Origin of the sequence: Uliginosibacterium sp. sgz301328 (assembly GCF_041807905.1) — a bacterium.
Taxonomy (GTDB): Bacteria; Pseudomonadota; Gammaproteobacteria; order Burkholderiales; family Rhodocyclaceae; genus JBGVSA01.
In genome coordinates this window covers 33,223-53,060 of the sequence record NZ_JBGVSA010000008.1, presented here as the reverse complement: position 1 = coordinate 53,060, position 19,838 = coordinate 33,223, and the positions used below count along the sequence as shown (strand labels likewise).

General features: G+C 62.5%; 13 protein-coding genes. 8 read left to right on the top strand and 5 right to left on the bottom strand.

Features of this window, described 5'->3' with window-relative positions:
* Positions 1 to 94: 94 nt before the first annotated feature.
* The 3 genes from clpX to tig are packed head-to-tail and all read right to left on the bottom strand — an operon-like array spanning position 95 to position 3,404.
* Positions 95 to 1,366, bottom strand: a complete 1,272-nt coding sequence (gene clpX, locus ACDA63_RS07985) for an ATP-dependent Clp protease ATP-binding subunit ClpX (protein WP_373662694.1) — start codon at positions 1,364 to 1,366, stop codon at positions 95 to 97.
* A 43-nt stretch (positions 1,367 to 1,409) separates the two neighbouring features.
* Positions 1,410 to 2,039, bottom strand: coding sequence for an ATP-dependent Clp endopeptidase proteolytic subunit ClpP (gene clpP / locus ACDA63_RS07980; RefSeq protein ID WP_373662693.1), 630 nt, complete (start codon positions 2,037 to 2,039; stop codon positions 1,410 to 1,412).
* A 54-nt stretch (positions 2,040 to 2,093) separates the two neighbouring features.
* The gene (tig, locus tag ACDA63_RS07975; protein ID WP_373662692.1) at positions 2,094 to 3,404 is read right to left on the bottom strand and encodes a trigger factor; all 1,311 of its coding nucleotides are present in this window, start codon (positions 3,402 to 3,404) and stop codon (positions 2,094 to 2,096) included.
* Positions 3,405 to 3,875: 471 nt separating this feature from the next.
* Here tig and ACDA63_RS07970 point away from each other — a divergent pair, with 471 nt between their 5' ends.
* The 6 genes from ACDA63_RS07970 to ACDA63_RS07945 all read left to right on the top strand — a co-directional run bounded on the left by ACDA63_RS07970 (position 3,876) and on the right by ACDA63_RS07945 (position 14,014).
* Positions 3,876 to 5,798, top strand: coding sequence for a PrkA family serine protein kinase (locus ACDA63_RS07970; RefSeq protein WP_373662691.1), 1,923 nt, complete (start codon positions 3,876 to 3,878; stop codon positions 5,796 to 5,798).
* Positions 5,799 to 5,906: 108 nt separating this feature from the next.
* Entirely contained in the window at positions 5,907 to 7,172 is a 1,266-nt protein-coding gene (locus ACDA63_RS07965; RefSeq protein ID WP_373662690.1) for a YeaH/YhbH family protein, read from the top strand.
* Positions 7,173 to 7,206: 34 nt separating this feature from the next.
* A complete protein-coding gene (locus ACDA63_RS07960; protein ID WP_373662689.1) occupies positions 7,207 to 8,739 on the top strand; it encodes a SpoVR family protein in 1,533 nt (510 codons plus the stop codon).
* Between the two features lie 98 nt (positions 8,740 to 8,837).
* Positions 8,838 to 9,665, top strand: a complete 828-nt coding sequence (locus ACDA63_RS07955; RefSeq protein ID WP_373662688.1) for a S1/P1 nuclease — start codon at positions 8,838 to 8,840, stop codon at positions 9,663 to 9,665.
* A gap of 193 nt (positions 9,666 to 9,858) precedes the next feature.
* Positions 9,859 to 11,508 (top strand): methyl-accepting chemotaxis protein, encoded by a 1,650-nt coding sequence (locus ACDA63_RS07950; protein ID WP_373662687.1) that lies wholly within the window; start codon positions 9,859 to 9,861, stop codon positions 11,506 to 11,508.
* An 82-nt stretch (positions 11,509 to 11,590) separates the two neighbouring features.
* Positions 11,591 to 14,014: a hypothetical protein gene (locus ACDA63_RS07945; RefSeq protein ID WP_373662686.1), complete on the top strand. Its 2,424-nt coding sequence runs from the start codon at positions 11,591 to 11,593 to the stop codon at positions 14,012 to 14,014.
* Between the two features lie 53 nt (positions 14,015 to 14,067).
* Here the strand turns inward: ACDA63_RS07945 and ACDA63_RS07940 are convergent, their stop codons facing one another.
* Positions 14,068 to 14,577 carry a phasin family protein gene (locus ACDA63_RS07940; RefSeq protein WP_373662685.1) on the bottom strand — a complete coding sequence of 170 codons (510 nt, stop codon included), beginning with the start codon at positions 14,575 to 14,577 and terminating at the stop codon, positions 14,068 to 14,070.
* Positions 14,578 to 14,815: 238 nt separating this feature from the next.
* On the opposite strand from ACDA63_RS07940, the gene clpB reads away from it, so the two are divergent.
* Positions 14,816 to 17,398 carry an ATP-dependent chaperone ClpB gene (gene clpB, locus ACDA63_RS07935; protein WP_373662684.1) on the top strand — a complete coding sequence of 861 codons (2,583 nt, stop codon included), beginning with the start codon at positions 14,816 to 14,818 and terminating at the stop codon, positions 17,396 to 17,398.
* Between the two features lie 93 nt (positions 17,399 to 17,491).
* On the opposite strand, the gene ACDA63_RS07930 is transcribed toward clpB, so the two are convergent.
* A complete protein-coding gene (locus ACDA63_RS07930; protein ID WP_373662683.1) occupies positions 17,492 to 18,571 on the bottom strand; it encodes a LacI family DNA-binding transcriptional regulator in 1,080 nt (359 codons plus the stop codon).
* A gap of 231 nt (positions 18,572 to 18,802) precedes the next feature.
* Between ACDA63_RS07930 and ACDA63_RS07925 the strand changes: the two genes are divergently transcribed.
* Positions 18,803 to 19,789 carry a TRAP transporter substrate-binding protein gene (locus ACDA63_RS07925; RefSeq protein ID WP_373662682.1) on the top strand — a complete coding sequence of 329 codons (987 nt, stop codon included), beginning with the start codon at positions 18,803 to 18,805 and terminating at the stop codon, positions 19,787 to 19,789.
* The last annotated feature ends 49 nt before the right edge of the window (positions 19,790 to 19,838 follow it).

Here is a 19,838-nt window from a genome sequence, read left to right as displayed (position 1 = left end):
GTTTGTATCCTTCAAAGGCACCCAATGGATGTTGGGGCACGGGAGTGCAATTCAAGAAGCGATGCGCGGGCAATTTCGCCCGCGCCTGGTGCACTCAGTTGGAACCTGAGACTTTGGGTTGATCAGCGTAGATCAGGATTGGCTTGGCGTTCGACTCGATGGTGTTCTCTTCGATCACCACTTTGCTTACGTTTTCCAGACTCGGCAGTTCGTACATGACGTCCAGCAGCGCCGCCTCGATGATCGAACGCAGACCGCGAGCGCCGGTACGGCGCTTGATTGCGCGGCGGGCAATCGCCTGCAGCGCGGCCGGGCGCACCTCGAGCTCCACGCCCTCCATGGCGAAGAGCTTCTGATACTGCTTGATCAGTGCGTTCTTGGGCTCGATGAGGATCTGGATCAGCGCCTCTTCCGAAAGTTCATGCAGTGTTGCCACGACCGGCAGGCGACCGATGAATTCGGGGATCAGGCCGAACTTGATGAGATCCTCCGGCTCGACCTGCTCGAAGGCCTCGGAGAGGCCCCCTTCGCTGCGGCTCTTGACCTGAGCACCAAAGCCGATGCCGACGTGCTCCGTGCGGTCACGGATGACCTTTTCCAGACCATCGAACGCGCCGCCGCAGATGAACAACATGTTGGTCGTATCGACCTGCACGAAGTCCTGGTTGGGATGCTTGCGGCCACCTTGCGGTGGCACGGCGGCGATGGTGCCCTCGACGATCTTGAGCAGCGCCTGCTGCACGCCTTCGCCCGACACGTCGCGCGTGATCGACGGATTGTCGGACTTGCGCGAAATCTTATCGATTTCGTCAATGTAAACAATGCCCTGTTGCGCACGTTCGACATCGTAGTCGCACTTCTGCAACAGCTTCTGGATGATGTTCTCGACGTCTTCGCCCACGTAACCGGCTTCGGTCAGAGTGGTCGCATCTGCCATCACGAACGGCACGTTCAGCAGGCGGGCCAGCGTCTGGGCTAGCAGCGTCTTGCCCGAGCCTGTCGGTCCGATCAGCAGGATGTTGCTCTTGGAAAGCTCGACATCGTCGGCCGACTTCGACGCGTGCCGCAGACGCTTGTAGTGGTTGTACACCGCCACCGACAGAATGCGCTTGGCGCCCGTCTGGCCAATGACGTATTGATCGAGGATCTCGCCGATCTCGCGCGGGGTGGGCAGATCGGAACGCTCAAGGCGAGCCGTGCCGTCGCTACCCATCTCGTCGCGGATGATGTCGTTGCACAGCTCGATGCACTCGTCGCAGATGAACACCGAAGGACCGGCGATCAGCTTGCGAACTTCGTGCTGGCTCTTGCCGCAGAACGAGCAATAAAGCAGCTTGTCCCCGCTACCGGGTTTCTTGTCGGTCATATCGAGCCTATGTGTTGTTTTCTGTCGTCGCCGGTTCCGGAACTCACGCCACGTCCATGCGGCTGTTCAGGACCCTGTCGACGAGACCGTACTCCGCTGCCTCCGTGGCAGACATGAAATTGTCACGGTCGGTGTCTTTTTCAATACGCTCTACGGGCTGGCCGGTGTGTTCGGACAGCATGTTGTTCAGTTTGGCGCGCAGCGTGAGGATTTCGCGGGCATGGATTTCGATGTCCGAAGCCTGGCCCTGGAAGCCGCCCAGCGGCTGGTGAATCATCACGCGCGAGTTGGGCAGGCAGAAGCGCTTGCCCTTTGCGCCGGCTGCCAGCAGGAAGGCGCCCATGCTGGCCGCCTGCCCCACGCACAGCGTGCTCACCGCCGGCTTGATGAACTGCATGGTGTCGTAGATCGCCATGCCAGCCGTCACCGAACCGCCCGGCGAGTTGATATAGAAGTAGATGTCCTTGTCCGGATTCTCGGACTCAAGGAACAGCAGTTGAGCCACGATCAGGTTGGCCGTCTGGTCGTTGACCGGGCCTACCAGGAACACGACGCGCTCGCGCAGCAGGCGCGAGTAGATGTCGTAGGAGCGCTCACCCCGGCCGCTCTGCTCGACGACGATGGGCACGAGGCCCAGGCCCTGCGGGTCCCAGTCGGATTGCGCGTTTGTCATGGCGTTATGCAGAAACATTCCTTGAGTCCGTTGGTTGAATCAGGAGGGGGCTCGTCAGGCTTGGGGGGCGTTGCCCATCAGCTCTTCGAACGTCACCACTTTATCGCTGGCCTTGGCCTGGCTCAATACCCATTCGACTACGTTGGCCTCAACGACCATGTCTTCGATGCCGCGCAGGTTTTCGGGCTTGGCGTAATACCATTTCACGAATTCGGCCGGCTGTTCGTAGCTCTGGGCCAGCTCTTCGACCTGGGCGCGCACCTGCTCAGGCTTGGCCTGCAACTTGTGCTCGGCTACGACCTCCGCAACGATCAGGCCCAGCTTCACACGACGGGCGGCCTGTTCGGTGAACCACTCGGGCTGCACCGGCACGTTCTTGGGGTCGACGCCACGCTGCACCAGATCCTGCTTGGCCTGTTCGGCCATGCGCTGCGATTCGCCTTCGACCAGCGCGCGCGGCACTTCGAACGAGGTGCTGTCAACGAGAGCTTCCAGAACCTGGTCGCGCGTACGGCCGAACAGGCGACGCTTCACTTCGCGTTCCAGGTTGCCGCGGATTTCGGCGCGCATCTTTTCGATGTCGCCGTCGGCAACGCCCAGCGCCTTGGCAAACGTTGCATCCAGCTCAGGCAGACGCGGCGCTTCGACCGACTTCACGACAATCTCGAACTGCACCGTGGCACCCGCCAGGTTCTTGGCGTGGTAGTCCTCCGGGAAGGTCAGATCGAAGGTCTTGGTGTCGCCGTTCTTGACACCGACCAGTTGGGCGTCGAACTCGGGCAGCATCTGACCGCCGCCGACGAGCACGGGGAAGTCGCTGGCGACGCCGCCTTCGAACACTTCGCCGTCACGGCGGCCGGTGAAGTCCACGACCACGCGGTCGTCCTTTTCGGACGCACGATCGACCGCTTCATACACGGCGCGTTGCTTGCGCAGCACGTCGAGGGTATGGGCGACTTCCGCATCGGTCACCGTGAAGACGGCGCGCTCGATGGGGCGCTCGGACAGATCGCCCAGTTTCACTTCCGGGTACACCTCGAAGGTGGCGGAGAAAGCGACTTCACCTTCGACACCGTCTTCCTTCGGTTCGATGCGGGGATAACCCGCAACGCGCAGATTCTGTTCGCGGACCTTTTCGCCGAAAGCGCGTTCGACGGATTCGCCGAGCACTTCGGAACGGACTTGCGGGCCATATTGCTGGCTCACCAGCTTGAGCGGCACCTTGCCGGGGCGGAAACCGGCCATCTTCACGGTACGCGCCAGACGGGCCAGGCGGGCTTCGACGTCTTTCTCGATGTCGGCCAGCGAAACCGACAGATCAATACGGCGCTCGAGCGGGCTCGGCGTCACTTCGTTCGTTTGCATGCGGAAAAATCCCTGGACAGAAATAAAGCGGGTGCCAGTGCGTGGCCGAACCATGCCCGCACCAAAACGGAGCAGGAGTGCGATTCCACCAGCGCGGAGGCACCCCCGGCTTTTGAGCGCCACGGAAGATGTTCCGGCGCTCGCACTTGAAACGCTAACTTTGGGATTCTAGCACAACGAGCCAGCCGTCCCCGCTGCGCCGCGCGCGCCTTGGCGCTGCCCCATCCTGGCACGGTCCATGCATCGTTTTTTTCGTCATTCGAGCCTGTTGCATCCTGCTCCGGAAGGCGCAGAATTTTCTCACTTCCGGCCACTCCAACGTGGCAGCGGCGATGACTTGTTCGGAAGGCATTCTTCCGGACAGTCGGCGCCAAGCTGGTGCGGCGAAAAGGCCGAAGGACGACTCATCGTCGGCGTGACGATCCGCAAAGCCCTGCGTGTGGCCGCGCCGTCGCTCAAAGGAGGTGTTGCATGAGTATCTTCAGCGCGTATCAAGCCCGCTTCGAAACCAGCAAGGAAGAGGAATACTCGCTGCAGGAATATCTGGAAATCTGCAAGACGGATCCTTCTGCCTACGCCACCGCAGCCGAACGGATGCTGATGGCGATCGGCGAGCCCGAGATGGTCGACACGCGGCTGGACCCGCGCGCCTCGCGCATCTTCTCGAACAAGGTCATCAAGGTGTATCCGGCCTTTCGGGAGTTCTACGGTATGGAAGAGGCCATCGAGAACATCGTGGCGTACTTCCGGCATGCAGCCCAGGGGCTGGAGGAAAAGAAACAGATCCTGTACCTGCTGGGCCCGGTAGGCGGCGGCAAGAGCTCGCTGGCCGAAAAGCTCAAGCAACTCATCGAACACGTCCCCTTCTACGCCATCAAGGATTCGCCGGTCCACGAGTCGCCGCTCGGGCTGTTCGATCCGGGCGAGGACGGCAAGATTCTGTCCGACGACTACGGCATCCCGTCCCGCTATCTCAACAACATCATGTCGCCGTGGGCCGTCAAGCGGCTGCACGAGTACAACGGCGACGTCACGAAATTCCGGGTCGTCAAGCTGCGGCCGTCCACCTTGCGGCAAATCGCGGTGGCCAAGACCGAACCCGGCGACGAGAACAATCAGGACATTTCTTCACTCGTCGGCAAGATCGACATACGCATGCTCGAGCAGTACTCGCAGAACGACCCGGATGCCTACTCATACTCCGGCGGACTGTGCCTGGCCAACCGCGGCCTGCTCGAATTCGTCGAAATGTTCAAGGCACCGATCAAGGTGCTGCACCCACTCCTGACGGCGACGCAGGAGGGCAACTACAAAGGCACGGAAGGCTTCGGCGCGATCCCCTTCGACGGCGTCATCCTGGCCCACTCCAACGAATCAGAATGGCAGCAATTCAAGAACAACAAGAACAACGAGGCTTTCCTCGATCGCATCTTCACCGTCAAGGTGCCCTATTGCCTGCGTGTGTCTGAAGAAATCCGCATCTACGAGAAGCTGCTGATCCACAGCTCGCTCTCGAACGCGCCTTGCGCGCCCGACACGCTGAAGATGCTGGCCCAGTTCGCCGTGCTGTCGCGCCTGAAGGAGCCGGAAAATTCCAGCATCTTCAGCAAGATGCGCGTCTACGACGGTGAAAACCTCAAAGACACCGACCCGAAGGCCAAGAGCTACCAGGAATACCGTGACTACGCGGGCGTCGACGAGGGCATGACGGGGTTGTCCACCCGCTTTGCCTTCAAGGTGTTGTCGCGGGTGTTCAATTTCGACCACCGCGAAGTCGCCGCCAACCCGGTGCACCTGATGTATGTGCTGGAACAACAGATCGAGCAGGAGCAATACCAGCCCGAGGTTGACCAGAAGTACACCGCGTTCATCAAGGAATACCTGGCGCCGCGCTACGCTGAGTTCATCGGCAAGGAGATCCAGACGGCCTATCTCGAATCGTATTCCGAGTACGGCCAGAACATCTTCGACCGCTACGTCACGTACGCCGACTTCTGGATACAGGACCAGGAATACCGTGATCCGAACACGGGAGAGATCTTCGACCGATCGGCCCTGAACGACGAACTCGAAAAGATCGAGAAACCCGCCGGCATCAGCAACCCCAAGGATTTCCGCAACGAAGTCGTCAACTTCGTACTGCGGGCGCGGGCCAAGAACGCCGGCAAGAACCCGAGCTGGACTTCGTATGAAAAGCTGCGAGCGGTGATCGAGAAGAAGATGTTCTCGAACACCGAAGATCTATTGCCGGTGATTTCCTTCTCGCCCAAGGGCAGCGCCGACGAGCAGAAAAAGCATCAGGACTTCGTCAACCGCATGATCACGAAGGGCTATACCGAGAATCAGGTACGTCTGCTGTGCGACTGGTACCTGAGGGTCAGAAAATCATCCTGACCCGTGGCGTATCGCACGCGGCCGACACCGCGTGCGGCGCGCAGGCAGAGCGAGCCCGCCGCCGGCGAGCGGTCGCCCTGCCCGACCCCCAACGATCGAGAGGTTCTCATGGCTCGCATCATCGACAGACGGTTCGACAGCAAGAAGAAAAGCGCTGTGAACCGGCAGCGTTTCATGCGGCGATTCAAGCACCAGATACGCCGCGCCGTGGCCGATGCCATCGACGGCCGCAGCATCCGCGACCTCGACAATGGTGAATCCGTCACCATTCCCGCCCGCGACCTCAACGAACCGCAGTTCCAGCATGGCGAAGGCGGCGAGTGGGAGCAGGTTTATTCAGGCAACGATCAATTCTCGACCGGAGACGAAATCAGCCGCCCGATGGGTGGCGGCGCGGGAGGCGGCGGCAAGGGCGCCAGCAACGAAGGCGAATCGGAGGACGACTTCGTCTTCCAGCTCTCGCGTGAGGAATTCCTCGACATTTTCTTTGACGATCTGGCCCTGCCCAACCTCGTCAAGACGCAACTGGCGCGCATCCCCGAGTACAAGAGCCAACGCGCAGGCTTTTCCAATGACGGCGTGCCGACCAACCTGAACCTCGTGCGGTCGATGCGCGGCGCGCTGGGACGGCGGCTGGCCCTGTCCGCGCCCTATTCCGGCAAGCTGCGCGATCTGCAAAAGGAACTCACCGAACTCGAAGAAGCCGATCCGCAGGACCTGGAAGCCATCACCCGCGTGAAGGCCGATATTGGCGTACTGCGCGCCAAGATCGACGCCATCCCGTTCATCGACACGTTCGACCTGCGCTACAACAACCGCGTGCGCCTGCCCCAGCCATCGACGCAGGCCGTCATGTTCTGCCTGATGGACGTCTCGGGCTCGATGGACGAAGAGAAGAAAGCCACCGCCAAGCGGTTCTTCATGCTGCTGTACCTCTTCCTGACCCGCACCTACGAGCACATCGAAGTGGTCTTCATCCGCCACCACACCGTGGCGAAAGAAGTCGATGAAGAGGACTTTTTCCATTCGCGCGAATCCGGCGGCACGGTCGTATCCAGCGCGCTCGACATGATGCGCGACATCATCCACGAGCGCTTCGCCACCGGCCTGTGGAACATCTACGGCGCGCAAGCTTCCGACGGCGACAACTGGGAGAACGACTCGCCTCACTGCCGCGAATTGCTCGGCAGCGCGATCCTTCCGTACGTGCAGCACTTCGCCTACATCGAGATCACGCCCGGCGAACCACAGAACCTGTGGCGCGAGTACGACAAGCTCGGCGGCCACTACCCCAACTTCGCCATGCAGCGCATCGAGAGCTACGCCGACATCTACCCGGTGTTCCGCGAACTGTTCAAGAAGAATCTCGTATGAACGCGCCCGTCGCCCCCGGCCGAGAGGACAGAGCATGAAGAAACGCGCCAAGAGACACCTTCCCGCCCCATCGGAGTGGACCTTCGACCTGATCGACGAGTACCACGCGGAAATCCGCCGCGTGGCCGAAGGCTATGGCCTGGATACCTACCCCAACCAGATCGAACTGATCACGGCCGAACAGATGATGGACGCCTACGCCTCCGTCGGCATGCCGGTGAACTACCACCACTGGAGCTTCGGCAAGCAGTTCATCTCCACCGAAAAAGGCTACCGTCGCGGCCAGATGGGATTGGCGTACGAAATCGTCATCAACTCCAACCCCTGCATCTCGTATCTCATGGAAGAAAACACCATGACGATGCAGGCCCTGGTGATCGCCCACGCGGCGTACGGACACAATTCGTTCTTCAAGGGCAACTACCTGTTCCGCACGTGGACCAACGCGGACGCAATCATCGACTACCTCGTGTTCGCACGCAATTTCATCGCCGAGTGCGAAGAGCGCCATGGCGAGGAAGAAGTCGAACTCTTGCTCGACTCGTGCCATGCGCTGATGAATGTCGGCGTCGACCGCTACAAGCGGCCGCCGAAGCTGTCGCTCGAAAAAGAAAAAGTCCGCCAGAAGGAGCGCGAGGACTACCTGCAATCTCAGGTCAACGCGCTCTGGCGGACACTGCCGCAGCAGGAATCCAAGGCCGCGGCGCATGCCGAAAAGCGCTTCCCGCCGGAGCCGGAAGAAAACCTGCTGTACTTCATCGAAAAGAACGCCCCGCTGCTCGAACCGTGGCAGCGCGAAGTCGTGCGCATCGTGCGCAAGGTCAGTCAGTATTTCTTCCCGCAACGGCAGACACAGGTCATGAACGAAGGCTGGGCCACGTACTGGCACTACACGCTGCTCAATACGCTCTACGACGAAGGTCTGCTGGCGGACAGCTTCATGATGGAATTCCTGCACTCGCACACCAACGTCGTCATGCAGCCTCCGTACAAGGTGCCGTGGTATCGAGGCATCAACCCGTACGCGCTGGGCTTCGCGATGTGGACCGACATCCGCCGCATCTGCGAAGACCCCACGGATGAAGACCGCCGGTGGTTCCCGGACATTGCCGGCAGCAACTGGCGCGAGACCTTCGACTTCGCGATGCGCAACTTCAAGGACGAGAGCTTCATCGCGCAATACCTGTCCCCACGGTTGATGCGCGAGTTTCGCTTCTTCTCGATCCTGGACGACGACCGAGAGGCCCGGCTCAAGGTCGCAGCCATTCATGACGACGACGGCTACCGCCGCATCCGCGACGTGCTGTCGGAACACTACAACATCGGCTCGCGCGAGCCGAACATCCAGGTGTGGAACGTCGACTTCCGGGGCGATCGCACGCTCACGCTGCGGCACCAGACATTCAAGCGTCGCCCGCTCGGCAATGGCACGGACGAAATGCTGCGTCACGTGGCACGCTTGTGGGGGTTCAACGTGCGGCTCGAAACCGTGGATGAAGCCGGCCATGTCGAACGCGTGCGCGAATGCCGGCACGATCGCCGCGCCTCACTGGAGGCGGCCGTATAACCATTTGCGGATGAAAGGGCGGCGCATTGCCGCCCGTCCTCGGCTAACATCACGGCGCGGCGCGTCCGCCGCGCAAGAACAACACCCGGGGACATTCAATGGCTCGCGCCGCATTCATCCTGCTCGCCGTCGCGGGCATATCCGCCTGGACCACCGATGCATCGGCATGGGGCCGCAAGGGCCACGCGGCTGTCGCCGCACTCGCCCAGGCACACCTGACACCCACCGCACAGGCGCAGGTGGAAGCCCTGTTGCGGGACGATCTGGACCGCGACGGAAAACCATCCGGGCGTACGACGCTGGCCCATATCGCGTCGTGGCCAGACGAAATCCGCGACATTGCACCCAAGGGCGAATATGCCGGATGGCATACGCGTGCCAACCCGGTCTGCAGCGATGCGCTCGGCGCATGCCAGGACGGCCACTGCGTCGACGAGAACATCATCCACTACGCAGCCCTGCTCCGCGACAAGCAGCAGCCCGTTCGCGTGCGCAATGAAGCGCTCAAATGGGTCGTGCATCTGGTGGGCGACCTGCATCAGCCGCTGCACTCCGGTGTCGGCCTGGACAAGGGGCAAGTCAAGGTTGAACTGGAAGGACTCAAGGCCAAGCCCGGCACCACATTGCATCAAGCCTGGGACAGCCAGCTTGCCGAGCTTGCCCTGTCGCGCGGCCCCTTGCAGTGGCATGCCTATTCTCAGGCTCCGATTGCCGCCGAAGCGCCGACGCAGTGGATGCTGGAGACCCGGCAAATCGCACTTCGGGCGGTCTACCAGCCGCTCGAAGGATTTGCCTGCGACGCAAAACTGAAGAGTCCCGTGCTCCTCGACCGTGCCTATCAGGAGCAGGCCGTCCCCGTCATCCGCGAACAGATGGAGCGCGCCGGCTCGCGCCTCGCCCAGTTGCTCAACCAGAGCCTGGACTGACCCTGCCCTTTCGGGCCTGAACGTTATCCACTCAAGGAAACGCAGTTCGGCGTCGATATGCGTGTAGATGCGCAGTGGCGGCCTTGTGCCGCCGCAGCGCTCCCCCAAGAGTCGCCGCCAGCCCGCGCAAGAACGGTCCGCATGCCGCGCGCATCGGCAAGCCACGCGACGCCACGCCAAAGGAACGCTGGACATGAAGAGACTGTTTAGCCTGAGTATCCGCGTCAGGATTCTCGCCATCATCGTGCTGTCGGCCGCCACGGTAGCCATCGCCATCGGCGTTTCGCTGACCGGCATGTCGGTCACCAGAGGCCATACCGAAGCCATCGCCGCCAGCGCCATGCCCAGCGTGCTGCTGATCGACGATCTACGCGCCAACTACCTGACCATGCATCTGCTGGTCACGCAGTACGCCGTGGAAACGGAACTCGACCGCAAGGACAAGATCGGCGAGGCCATCGCCGACAAGCGCAAGGCAGTGCTCGATGGCGCGGCCGCCTACGACAAGCAGTTCGCCGACACGCCGGTCGAAAAGAAACTGGTCGGCGCGCTGCACGAAGACCTCTCCGCGTACCTCGACGTGATGGAGCGCGTGGTGGCCACCGCCCAGAAGAGCGACGTTGTCATGGGCGGAGAGAACCTGGCGCTGCAGCTTCTCTCCACGCAAGGCCGCCCGCTCAACCAGAAGGTTCAGGACGATTTCGTCCAGCTCGCGCGCTACAACTCGGACGCGGCCAAGGGCGAACTCAATGCGATCGACACCGCGTTCTCGACGACGATGTACATCTCCGTCGCCGCCGCAGCGGTATCCGTCGTAGTACTTGCCGTGCTCGGCCTGCTCATCGGCCGCTCCATCACCGGCGCGCTGACGCGCATGCGCGACGAGATCATCTACACGGCTGACCACCTCGACTTCACGCATGCTGTGCCGGTACGCAGCCACGACGAAATCGGCCAGACGCTGTCGGCCTACAACCGGCTGCTCGAACGGCTGCGCACGAGCTTCGGTCAGATCAAGCAAGCTGTCAGCGAAATCAGTGGCGCCGCCGGCGAGATCGACAGCAAGACCGCCGCCATCGCCGATAACTCGCGCGTCCAGTCGGATGCTTCGTCGGGCATGGCGTCGGCAATGGAAGAGGTGACGGTCAGCATCGCGCACATCGCCGATCGCTCGCACGAAGCCAACCGCCAGTCGATGGCATCTGATCAAGTCGCCGAGCGCGGGTCGGAAGTCGTGCTGGCCACGGTGGAAGAAATCAAGAGCATCGCCGAATCCGTGCGCAGTGCATCGGAGCGCATCTCGGCCCTGCGCGCCGACAGCGAGAACATCAATTCGGTGGTCGGGGTCATCAAGGAAGTGGCCGACCAGACCAACCTGCTGGCACTCAACGCCGCCATCGAAGCCGCCCGTGCCGGCGAGCAAGGGCGCGGCTTTGCCGTGGTGGCCGACGAAGTGCGCAAGCTCGCCGAGCGCACCGCCAACTCCACGCAAGAGATCGCCGGACTCATCACGCGCATGCAGACCGGTGCGGAAGAAGCCGTGGAGAGCATGAACGTGGCCGTAGCCAAGGTCGACGAGGGGGCCGCCAATGCCAGCAGCGCGGGCGAGGCGATCCAGAAGATCCGCAGCGAAACCAGCCAGGTCATGAGCATGGTCGACGAGATATCCTCGGCCATCCGCGAGCAGAACACCGCCTGCACCGAGATCTCGCGCCAGGTCGAACAGATAGCACAGATGACCGATGGCAATTTCGGCGCCGTCGCCAACACCGCCACGGCGGTGCAGGCGCTGGTCGAACGCAGCCGCGCCATCGAAGAAACGCTCTCGCAGTACCAGGTCTGACCCAGTGCCGGCCATATGGCCGGCCGACATCGGGGCGCGCTCGGCTATCATGGATGAATAGTCCACGCGCCGGCCGCCTCCGATGACCCGACCTTCGCGCAGTGCCCCCGCCCCGGCTTCCAGCCGGACACTCTCATCGATTCTCCATGCAGCCCTGTCGGTACCCATCGGCGCCGGTCTGATCGCCGGCTGGATATTGCTGTCGCGCCCGGGCTGGTTTGCGTTGCTGGTTCTCCTGCCCGTGGCGTTGTTGCTGTGGCGCCCGCGATACTGGCTCGCGCTCCTGCTCGCGCTCATTCCGATCATCGATCTCACGGCGTGGACGGGCAACGGGTACTTCGCCGAAAGCGACGCACTCATCGGCGCGGCACTCATCGCGCTCGGCCTGCGAGGACTTCACGCCAGCGAACGCGACGAAGCACACCTGCGCTGGAACGCCGGCCCGCTGATCGTCATCACACTACTGTGGGTCAGCTACATCGTCGCCCTGGCTCGCGGCCTGACGCCGCTGCCAGCGATCAACGCGGGCACTTTCGTGCTCTTCGGCGGGAACATGGAGGCGGTTCGCCTGGCTCGCGGACCGTTGCTTGCGCTGTGGTGCCTGCCCTTCCTCACCCGCACCGGATTGCGCGGGCTCGCGGCCGGAGCGGTACTGGCGATGCTTGGCGTCGCCAGCGCGGTTTTGCTGGAGCGCCTGTCCTTCACGTCGCTGACGGACTTCGCCACCGACTACCGCACCACGGGCTCGTTCTGGGAGATGCACGTCGGTGGCGCCGCACTCGACGGCGCACTCGTCCTGACCTGGCCCATCACGGTATGGGCGGCCGTGCGCGGGCGCGGCTGGCTGCGCGTCGGCGCCGGCCTGGCCAGCCTGCTCGGAGCCTACGCCATCCTGGCCGGCTTCACCCGCAGCACTTACGCCGCCGCTGGCGTGTCGCTGCTGGTTCTCCTGACGCTGTCGCTCTGGCAACCCTCCGCACGGCAACGGCGTTCGCAGCCTGTGCGCTGGCCAATCGCCCTGCTCATCACGACGGTGCTGCTGGCGGCTGCGGCGACCTTCGACAGTTCTGGTTATCGCGGACTCGTCGCCCTACTGTGCCTGGCGGTTTGCGGCTGGCTTGCCGCCGGCGCCGCGCCAGACGCCCCGGCGGCTTCGCGCGGACCGGTGCTGGTCGGCCTGGCCTGCGGCATCGTGTTGGCGGGCTTGGCGGCGATGTTGGACGCGCTGCACGAAAAGATGGTGTATCTGCAGTTCATCGGCATCGTGGTGCTGGCCGCGCTCAGCACCCAGCCCGGCCGCCCACGCCGTGCGCTCGGCACGGTGGGCGCATTCGCGGCCCTGGCATGGAGCGCCATTGGCGCAGTGCGCGTCGCCGATCACTGGGGCGGGGGCGAGGCCGGCACGCTGATGGCGGTGGCCGCTCTCGTGCTGGCGGCGCTGACCTCGGTGCCCGCATTGGCCGGGCGCGTTGCCTGGCGAATCAAACGGCGCCACATCGTGCCATTGCTCGTCGCGCTGGGCTGCACGGGCATGACCATCGCCGTCGCCAACAGCTACTATGCCGGCGCCCGCTTCTCCACCATCGGCGCCGACCTCAACACTCGCATCAACAACTGGCGCCAGGTCGTCACGCTGGTCGACAGCCCCTCGTACGCACTACTCGGCCTGGGCGCGGGGCAGTTCCCGCTGGCCTATCGCTGGAAGGTCATCGATTCGCTGTTTTCGGGCGATGTACACCTGAACTCGGATGGACAAACGACGTGGGCCACGCTCGATGCCCCGCGCCACATCCAGGGCGGCGAGGAAGTGTTCCGCCTGACACAGCGCGTCCGCGGCAACGAAGTCGTGCTGCCGGCGCGCCTGCAGTTCCGCGGTCGCGCGCGAACCGATGCCGTCATCGGCATGGAGTTGTGCCGCAAGCACCTGATCTACCCGGCGGTCTGCATCGGCCGGAACATGACGATTCCCGGCGATGGCCAATGGCACCTGCTGACCTGGGACGCGGCGGCGGATACGAATCTCGACGGCGGGCCGTGGTATGCCTATCGCCCGCTGACCTTCGCCTTCTCGCCGCAAGCCACGCAGGCTTTCGACGTCACCGGCATTTCGCTCATTGACGCCACCGGCACGGAACGTATCGACAACGGCAATTTCGCGTTCGATGGCTGGCGCTGGTTCTCCGCTTCCGATCGTCAGCACTTGCCCTGGCATGCCAAGAACGTGTTCCTCCACATGCTCGTGGAGAACGGCGCGCTTGGCGTCGTGGCGCTAGGACTGGCCTTCATCGTGGCGTTGGTCCGCCTCGTCGGATGGCCGGGCAATATGCATCCAATGGCTGCACCGATGGCGGCGAGCCTAGCGGGCTTCCTCGTGGCAGGCACGTTCGACAGCATCATCGACGCTCCGCGCGTGGCATTCATGCTGTTCCTGTGGCTGGGCATTGCACTCGGCCTGACAGGCGCCACCGCCGCCGGCAACGCGAACAGCACGCCATCATCGGGGTGAGCGTCGCAGCGCACTGCACTGCATTGCGCTGTGCGCACTCACCCGACACAGTCTTATTTGCGCGGTTTGCGCGCGCCCTGTCCGGTTGCCGCGCCGAAGGCGGCGGACGACGCCTGCACGACTTGTTCGAGCGTGCGGCGAGCGGTATCGAAACTGTCCTGCAAGGCTTTCGTCGCCGCGTCATTGCTCAGCGGTGTGTTCTTGAACATGCCCTGCATGCTGGCAATCACGTCGCTGCCGCTTTCGGCAAACTGCTGACTCACCAGCCGACCCATTTCGATCTGCAGTTCCGTGGCCACCTGTGCGATGCCGCGACTGCATGCCAGCATCTTCTCGGTGGTCTCCTGCGCATAGCGGCTGCGCAGTTGCAGGGCTTCCTGCGGCGTGCTGGCCTGTGCAACGGCCCGCGCGCTGGACACGCCGCTTTCGAATATGTCGCGGGCGGCCTGCATTTGCAGTTCGAGAATGCGTTGTGAGTTTTCGATCGACAGTTGCGCCAGTTCCATCGCGGCGTCGAGATTCTTCTTCTGTAATGCGCCAAGCGCTTCTTGGTTGCTCGCCATGACACCTACCTCCATATGGTTGGTCGAAAACGGCAGTCAGCCCGACAGTGCACCGGCCGGTTCGCGGCGCACATTCTCTCAAGCTAGCATTTGGAGAGCCGGTTCGCAGATGAAAGCGCCACGTGCCACTATCAAAGAGGCGACCGCAGCCTTTATCAATGTAGTGAGCGCATGCCTTGAAAGCGATGCGCGCAACCCCATTTGTTGAGCAATTCCAGTATTTCAGGGGGTGACCCATATGCGATTCGACAAACTGACGACCAAATTCCAGCAAGCGCTGTCCGAAGCGCAGAGCATCGCTGTCGGCAATGAGAACCAATACATCGAGCCACAGCACCTCATGCTGGCCATGCTCGATGACGATGACAGCGGCACCGGCTCGCTGCTCGCCCGCGCAGGCGTTAACGTGCCGCCGCTGCGCACCGCGCTCGATCGTGGTCTGGCGCGCCTGCCGCAAGTACAAGGCACGGGCGGCGAGGTCCAGGTCGGCCGCGACCTGAGCAACCTGCTCAACGTGACTGACCGCGAAGCGCAAAAGCGCGGCGATCAATTCATCGCCACCGAGATGTTCCTGCTCGCCGTCGTCGATGACAAAGGCGAAACCGGCCGTCTGCTGCGCGAACACGGCGCCAACCGCAAAGCGCTGGAAGCGGCCATCGAAGCGGTACGCGGCGGCGCCTCGGTCGGCAGCCAGGACGCTGAATCGCAACGCGAGGCGCTGAAGAAATACTGCCTCGACCTGACCGAACGCGCCCGTTCGGGCAAGCTCGACCCCGTCATCGGCCGCGACGACGAGATCCGCCGCGCCATCCAGATCCTGCAACGCCGCACCAAGAACAACCCGGTGCTGATCGGCGAGCCCGGCGTGGGCAAGACCGCCATCGTCGAAGGGCTGGCGCAACGCATCATTAACGATGAGGTGCCCGAAACCCTCAAGGGCAAGCGCGTTCTTTCGCTCGACATGGCCTCGCTGCTGGCAGGCGCCAAGTATCGTGGCGAGTTCGAAGAGCGCCTGAAGGCCGTGCTGGCCGACATCGCCAAGGAAGAAGGCCGCATCATCGTCTTCATCGATGAAATCCACACCATGGTCGGTGCCGGCAAGGCCGAAGGCGCCATCGATGCCGGCAACATGCTCAAGCCCGCGCTGGCGCGCGGCGAGCTGCACTGCATTGGCGCGACCACGCTGGATGAATACCGCAAGTACATCGAAAAAGACGCCGCGCTCGAACGCCGCTTCCAGAAAGTGCTGGTGGACGAGCCTTCGGTGGAGTCGACCATCGCCATCCTGCGCGGCTTGCAGGAGAAGTACGAACTCCACCACGGCGTGGACATCACCGACCCGGCCATCGTGGCGGCGGCGGAACTGTCGCACCGCTACATCACCGATCGTTTCCTGCCGGACAAGGCCATCGACCTGATCGACGAAGCAGCCGCGCGCATCAAGATGGAAATCGACTCCAAGCCGGAGTCGATGGACCGGCTCGACCGTCGCATCATCCAGCTCAAGATCGAGCGCGAAGCCGTCAAGAAAGAAAAGGACGAAGCCTCGCAGCGCCGCCTTGGCCTGATCGAAGAAGAGATCACCAAGCTCGAACGCGAATACGCCGACCTCGATGAAATCTGGAAGGCCGAAAAGGCACAGGTCGCCGGCAGCCAGCACATCAAGGAAGCCATCGAAAAGGTGCGCGTGCAGATGGAAGAAGCCAAGCGCCGCGGCGACTGGCAAAAGATGAGCGAGCTGCAATACGGCGAGCTGCCCAAGCTCGAGGCGCAACTCAAGGCAGCCGAAGCCGGCGGCAGCGAAAAGAAGGCCAACAAGCTGCTGCGCACGCAGGTCGGCGCGGAAGAAATCGCCGAGGTCGTTTCGCGCGCCACGGGCATTCCCGTGTCGAAGATGATGCAGGGCGAACGCGACAAGCTGCTCAAGATGGAAGAGCACCTGCATACGCGCGTGGTCGGTCAGGATGAGGCCGTGCGCCTCGTGTCGGACGCGATCCGCCGTTCACGCGCCGGACTCGCCGACGAGAACCGTCCGTACGGATCGTTCCTGTTCCTCGGGCCGACCGGGGTGGGCAAGACCGAACTGTGCAAGACGCTGGCCGAATTCCTGTTCGACTCGGAGGACCACCTCATCCGCATCGACATGAGCGAATTCATGGAGAAGCACTCCGTGGCGCGCCTGATCGGTGCGCCGCCGGGATACGTGGGCTACGAAGAAGGCGGCTATCTCACCGAACAGGTTCGCCGCAAGCCGTACTCGGTGATCCTCTTCGATGAGGTCGAAAAGGCGCACCCGGACGTGTTCAACGTGCTGCTGCAGGTGCTCGATGACGGCCGCATGACAGACGGACAGGGGCGCACGGTCGACTTCAAGAACACGGTGATCGTGATGACCTCGAACCTGGGCAGCCAGATGATCCAGTCGATGAGCCACGAACCGTATGACGTCATCAAGGCTGCGGTCATGAGCGAGGTGAAGACCTTCTTCCGCCCCGAGTTCATCAACCGCATCGACGAGGTCGTGGTGTTCCACGCGCTGGCGAACGAACATATCCAGTCGATTGCCCGCATTCAGCTGGAATACCTGCAGAAGCGGCTGGCACGATTGGAGATCGGCCTGATGGTGTCCGACCCGGCGTTGCTCGAAATCTCCAAGTCGGGCTTTGACCCGGTCTATGGGGCTCGACCGCTCAAGCGGGCGATCCAGGAGCACATCGAGAACCCGCTGGCGAAGGAAATCCTCGAAGGGCGCTTCGGTGCCAAGGACACCGTGGTGGTCGACGCCGAGGGCGGCGAAATCCACTTCCGCAAGCCCTCCTGAGCGTCAGCGCTACGCCGTCGAGAGAGCCACCCACGGGTGGCTCTCTTTTTGCGTTTTCCAACGGTGGCATGTCGCCGGCTTCCCGCCCGGCCCTCAATTGCCATACAGGCTGTAATCCTGCTGCGCCCCGCGCGCCTGTTCCGTGCGCCGCCCCAGGCGACGCACGGAGTCACGCACTATCAGTCGACCGTTGAGTAGCAAGGTACCGAACGGCGCCTCCGGGCGCGTGAGGCGCTGCTGAAGAATGCGGATCGCCTCGAACCCCAGCTCGCTTCGCGGTACATGCATCGATGTCAGCGCGACGTCGTCGATCTGCGCGAGATTGAAGCCGTCCATGCTCATCACCGAAATGTCTCGCGGCACCGACAGATTCAGTTCCCGCACGGCTTTCATCGCACCGGCCGCCATGAAATCCCCGCCCGCGAGAATGGCGGTCGGGTAGCGGTTCCTCGGCAGATGGGCGAAGTGGCCCAGCACTGCCTGCCGCGCCTCTTCAGCACCGAAGCCTCCCGTCGTGACCAGATTGTGTTCGTCCACGAAAGGCACGTTGGCTGCCGCGAAAGCATCGCGAATCCCGGCAAGGCGCCGTTCCATCGTCGCACGGCGCAGGCACTGCACGACAAGAATGTCGTGGTGTCCCTGCTGGATGAGCCAATCGGCACCGAACTGGCCGATCAATTGGTGATCGGGCAACACGGCGTCGAGTCGCAAGGTGGTGTCGCGACAATTGACCAGTACGCACGGCTTGCCCATGTCGGCGGCCATTTCGTGGACCAGAGGGTCGTCGATGCCAATCAAGATGGCGGCTTCGACCGACGGGTCGGCGATCTTCTTGAGGAACAACGCGACGTCGCAGTCCCGCTCTTCGAGCGGACTGTATGTCACTCGTGTGTCATAGGGGGAGACGGCCTCCCGCACCCCTTCGATCACCTTGAAATAGAAGATGTCCATGCGGACATCGAACGCCCTTGGCGGCGCAAAGATCGTGACCGTGCGGAACAACAGCCGCCCTGAAGAAAGGTCATGCAGAACGCCCTGCGTGCGGGCGCAGGCGAGCACCTTTTCCTTGGCGCGCGCGCTGACGTTGCCCTTGCCGGCCAGCACGCGCGAGACCGTGCTGATCGACAGGCCCGTCTGCTCGGCCAGTTGTCGAATCCTCAACTTACCCGGCAAGGGGAAACCCTCATGAAAATTTTTTCATACTCAACAATTATAGGCACTGCGGAGCATAGACCTCCATCAGCACCTTCCCTTGCACAGTCTCTGCAACTTTTTTCAGTAAAACCCTTTGCCTGCAATTCGGCGGGATTGCTAGCTTCCCGCCGTCGGCACATCTCGTTCCAGTGCCCGCCCCGGCCGCGATGACATCACGTGGCAAAAGATCACGCATAACAGGAGACAACCATGACCAACACGCTGAAGCGCGCGGCGCGCGGACTGCTTTCCACTTCGTTCGCCCTGGCGTTTGCCTGCGGTACGGCACAGGCAGCCGACAAGATGCGCCTGGCGCACGGCCTGCCGGAAGACAACCCCGTGCACATCGCAATGAAGCACTTTGCCGATGTGGTCAAGCAAAAGACCAATGGCGAAATCGAGATCACAGTGTTCCCCAACGGCCAGCTCGGGCAGGAACGCGAACTGCTCGAACAAGTGCAGAACGGCGTACTGGAAATGACCAAGGCCAACGCCGCGCCGCTGGAGACCTTCGTCCCCGAGTACAAAGTCTTCAACCTGCCGTATGTGTTCCGCGACAAGGACCATTTCTTCAAGGTCGTGCAGGGACCGATCGGCGAGTCGATCCTGGCGGCCTCCAAGAACAAGGGATTCGTGGGACTGACCTTTTACGATTCGGGCTCGCGCAGCTTCTACGCCAAGAAGCCGATCAACACGCCCGATGATCTCAAGGGCATGAAAATCCGCATCCAGCAAAGCCCGACGACGATCAAGATGATCCAGGCGCTGGGCGCCTCGCCGACCCCGATGCCTTGGGGCGAGGTCTATTCCGCCCTGCAAATGGGCGTGGTCGACGGTGCCGAAAACAACGTCACCGCTCTGACCAGCGGCCGCCACGGCGAAGTCACCAAGTTCTTCTCCGCAGACGAGCACCAGATCGTGCCGGATGTGCTGGTGATCTCCACCACCAAATGGGATTCGTTGAAGAAGCCGCAGCAGGACATCATCCGCGCCGCCGCCAGGGAATCGTTCGAACTCCAGAAAAAGTTGTGGGCCGAATTCGAGCAGACCGAACGCGCCAAGGCCGAAAAAATGGGCGTGAAGTTCATCACTCCCAACAAAGCGCCCTTCGTCGCCAAGGTCAAACCCATGATCGACGCCGAGCGCAAAAACGCCAAGATCGCATCCCTCCTCGACCAGATCGCCGCCGTCAAGTAAGTCACGCTGGTACCGTCGGCCCGCCCCGCGCGCGCCGACGGACAAGGAG

What these genes read in the sequence shown, in the direction of transcription:
- clpX (WP_373662694.1), bottom strand. Translation starts at nt 1,366, where the DNA reads ATGACCGACAAGAAACCCGGTAGCGGGGACAAGCTGCTTTATTGCTCG.
- clpP (WP_373662693.1), bottom strand. Translation starts at nt 2,039, where the DNA reads ATGACAAACGCGCAATCCGACTGGGACCCGCAGGGCCTGGGCCTCGTG.
- tig (WP_373662692.1), bottom strand. Translation starts at nt 3,404, where the DNA reads ATGCAAACGAACGAAGTGACGCCGAGCCCGCTCGAGCGCCGTATTGAT.
- ACDA63_RS07970 (WP_373662691.1), top strand. Translation starts at nt 3,876, where the DNA reads ATGAGTATCTTCAGCGCGTATCAAGCCCGCTTCGAAACCAGCAAGGAA.
- ACDA63_RS07965 (WP_373662690.1), top strand. Translation starts at nt 5,907, where the DNA reads ATGGCTCGCATCATCGACAGACGGTTCGACAGCAAGAAGAAAAGCGCT.
- ACDA63_RS07960 (WP_373662689.1), top strand. Translation starts at nt 7,207, where the DNA reads ATGAAGAAACGCGCCAAGAGACACCTTCCCGCCCCATCGGAGTGGACC.
- ACDA63_RS07955 (WP_373662688.1), top strand. Translation starts at nt 8,838, where the DNA reads ATGGCTCGCGCCGCATTCATCCTGCTCGCCGTCGCGGGCATATCCGCC.
- ACDA63_RS07950 (WP_373662687.1), top strand. Translation starts at nt 9,859, where the DNA reads ATGAAGAGACTGTTTAGCCTGAGTATCCGCGTCAGGATTCTCGCCATC.
- ACDA63_RS07945 (WP_373662686.1), top strand. Translation starts at nt 11,591, where the DNA reads ATGACCCGACCTTCGCGCAGTGCCCCCGCCCCGGCTTCCAGCCGGACA.
- ACDA63_RS07940 (WP_373662685.1), bottom strand. Translation starts at nt 14,577, where the DNA reads ATGGCGAGCAACCAAGAAGCGCTTGGCGCATTACAGAAGAAGAATCTC.
- clpB (WP_373662684.1), top strand. Translation starts at nt 14,816, where the DNA reads ATGCGATTCGACAAACTGACGACCAAATTCCAGCAAGCGCTGTCCGAA.
- ACDA63_RS07925 (WP_373662682.1), top strand. Translation starts at nt 18,803, where the DNA reads ATGACCAACACGCTGAAGCGCGCGGCGCGCGGACTGCTTTCCACTTCG.